Here is a 1,714-nt window from a genome sequence, read left to right on the forward strand (position 1 = left end):
GCCATACAGTCCTGTCGGCGGGAGTCCGCGGCGCTGGAGCGGCTTGACTGCTATGACCGCCTGCTGGCACCGCTGTCCCCGTCAGGGTTTGACGGGGCGCTGGTCAAAGCCGGTTTTGTGGGCGAGGCCTGGACCCGCGCCACAGAGCAGGAAAAACGCCGCGAGGGCAACACCACAGAACTGCTGGTGACGCAGGTGCCGGGGGAGCGCCCGACGGTGGTGATAACCACCCCGGCTATCGGTCATGTTCCGCCACGCCCGGTGCTGATGTTCAGTTGCGTGGACAATATCACCCGGATGCAGGTGGCGCTGATGCACCCTCTGGATGTCCATGATATCGCCGTCACTCTGAATGCCGACAACCGGGCATTGCGCAGCCACTGGTTTGTGCGCGAGAACGGCACCCTGCTGGAGTCCAGCCGGGGGTTATCCGGGATTGATGAAATTAAGCAACTGTTCGGCGCAAAAACGCTGACGGTGGATACCGGCGCAGACAATGCCGCCGGAAAGCTGACCTTTAACATTGACGGGCTGGCAAGGGCGATTGCTCCCCTGCGCGATGCCTGCCACTGGGCGGGAGAATAAAAATATGGCAATGGACTTACGCGATCCGAATGTCTGGATATCGCACCTGCTGGAAAACCTGCCGGAAGAGAAACTGGCATCGGCGCTGAAAGATGACAACCCGAACTGGGAGTATATCGACGGCGAAATCGTCAAGCTGGGATCGCTGGCCCACAGTCAACTGGATATCCCGGAACTCCAGCGCCGGGGGCTGGTCATTCTGGCTTCGGAGAGTAAGGATTTTCGTCTGCTGGCGCATCTGCTGAGAACCCTGCAACACGCCGGTGATCCTCATCTCGCATTGCGCCTGCTGGCGCTGTATGTGGAGCATTACTGGGCGGTGGCTGCGCCGCAGAATATGGCGCATAAAAAACGCTTTGCCAGCCAGGTCATTAAACGCTTTGAAACAGGTATTGAAGGTTTTTCACAGAACGCCGCCACAGAGCAGCGCGATGCGCTGTCAGGGGAACTGGCAAAACTGGCGCAATGCTGGCAGTCACATAACGCCCCGGAACTGGCACAGGCTACTGATGATCTTTTTGCCCTGTACCAGCGTGCGTTTAATCGTGCGGCACCGGCTCCTGTCCCCACTCCGGCGGCCTCCGGTAGTTCACCACAGACCACCGCCACGTCTGAAAGCGGCGTGACGCAACCCAGTGCTCCGGCTCCCCAAATCGTCATCGACAGTCACGACGACAAAGCCTGGCGCGACACGCTGTTAAAAGTGGCGGCCATTTTATGTGAACGCCAGCCGGATTCACCGCAGGGCTACCGTCTGCGCCGCCATGCGCTTTGGCAGAACATCACCAGTACGCCCCAGGCGGAAAGCGATGGCCGTACTCCACTGGCTGCGGTCTCCGCCGATATGGTGGCAGATTACCATGCTCAGCTCGGTAGTGCCGATATGGCGCTGTGGCAGCAGGTGGAGAAAAGCGTACTGCTGGCTCCTTACTGGCTGGATGGTCACTGCCTTTCTGCACAGACGGCGCTGCGTCTGGGTTACAAACAGGTGGCAGACGCCATCCGCGATGAGGTCATCCGCTTCCTTGAGCGTCTGCCCCAGCTTACCGGGTTGCTGTTTAATGACCACACACCGTTTATCAGTGAGCAGACGAAACAATGGCTGGCAGCTTCGCCCGACGCCAAAGTT

2 protein-coding genes are annotated in these 1,714 nt (G+C 59.4%); both read left to right on the forward strand.

Annotated features, from left to right (window positions below; translation table 11 throughout):
• Positions 1-585, forward strand: a 585-nt coding sequence (gene vasI, locus RTW80_RS24795; RefSeq protein ID WP_312720716.1) for a type VI secretion system-associated protein VasI, incomplete at its 5' end; no start/stop codon positions are given.
• Positions 586-589: 4 nt separating this feature from the next.
• Positions 590-1,714 (forward strand): type VI secretion system protein TssA (gene tssA / locus RTW80_RS24800; protein WP_312720718.1); only part of this gene is annotated, 1,125 nt, incomplete at its 3' end.

Origin of the sequence: Escherichia sp. AM3 (genome assembly GCF_032029835.1) — a bacterium.
GTDB lineage: Bacteria > Pseudomonadota > Gammaproteobacteria > Enterobacterales > Enterobacteriaceae > Escherichia > Escherichia coli.